Source organism: Noviherbaspirillum malthae (genome assembly GCF_015352985.1).
Lineage (GTDB): Bacteria > Pseudomonadota > Gammaproteobacteria > Burkholderiales > Burkholderiaceae_D > Noviherbaspirillum > Noviherbaspirillum malthae.
The window spans coordinates 1-1,196 of sequence record NZ_JACYXF010000188.1; the positions used below are offsets into that span (position 1 = coordinate 1).

1 protein-coding gene is annotated in these 1,196 nt (G+C 57.6%); it reads right to left on the bottom strand.

What is annotated here, in order from left to right:
• Positions 1–141: 141 nt before the first annotated feature.
• Positions 142–1,116 carry an IS5 family transposase gene (locus IGW03_RS37670; protein WP_194727488.1) on the bottom strand — a complete coding sequence of 325 codons (975 nt, stop codon included), beginning with the start codon at positions 1,114–1,116 and terminating at the stop codon, positions 142–144.
• Positions 1,117–1,196: the final 80 nt, after the last annotated feature.

Below are 1,196 nucleotides of genomic sequence, written 5' to 3' on the forward strand. Positions count from 1 at the left end.
TTTAAGGCTACGATGAACAACCCATCGGTTTTGAAATGTTCTTCGACACGATCGGGTTGATTCAACAATCAGCGACGTATTGCGCCTCGTTTAGTGCCCTAACGGGCTGTATGTAGGGCGCTCTCGCCCCCGTTTTGCCCATTATGGGCGTACCTGTGCCGTCAGCCGGTGACGCGCCAAATAAATATTTGCCAACGCCAGCGCCGTGAAGGCGCGGCAGGCGTTCTTGGCCAAGCCACGATAGCGCACCTTGCCAAAGCCCCATAACCGCTTGACCACGGCGAACACGTGTTCGACTCTGGCTCTCACCTTCGACTTATTGCGGTTCTTGCTCCGCTTGCGTTCGTCGGCCGGTTCGTCCTTGCGTCGGCGCACACGTTCGTTGGTGAAGTCCTTTGCCTGGGGCGCACGGCTGTGGATGAGCGCTTTCTGCCCACGATAGGCATTGTCGCCGTAAACCCGCTTTTCTCGTCCGTGCAGCAGATGCACTAGCGCATGCTTGTCGTGCACGTTGGCCGCCGTTACCATCGCGCTATGCGCCAGTCCGCTTCGGCTGTCCACGCCAATGTGCAGCTTCATTCCGAAAAACCATTGACGACCCTTGCGTGTCTGATGCATCTCGGGATCACGTTTGCCACCAGCGTTTTTGGTAGATGACGGCGCAGCAATGATGGCAGCGTCGACAATGGTACCGGTCTTGAGCGTCATGCCGCTATCTTGCAGTACCCGACCCGCCTCGGCAAACAGCTTCTCGCCAAGCTGGTGTTGCTCGAGCAGGTGACGAAAGCGCAGCAGGCTGGTGGCGTCCGGCACCGGTTCGCGTCCGAGGTCAATGCCAGCGAAGCGGCGCAGGCTGGCACTGTCGTAGAGCGCCTCCTCGCACGCCAGGTCGGCCAGATTGAACCAGTGCTGCAGGAAATGGATTCGTAACATCCGCTCTAGGCCGATGGGCGGGCGGCCATTACCCTTCTTCGGGTAATACGGCTCGATGACTGCGCACAATGCCGCCCAAGGCATGATTCGGTTCATCGTCTGCAGGAACTCATCGCGACGCGTTGGTTTACGGTATTGCTCGAATCCTTGGTCCTGGGCCATCGACAGGGTCTGCTGCTTCATCTTCATTCGTACGGGGAGAGATCAATAGCACCTATAACGCTTGGCAACAAATCTCGTTTACTTTTGCAGCGTAGCCTTAA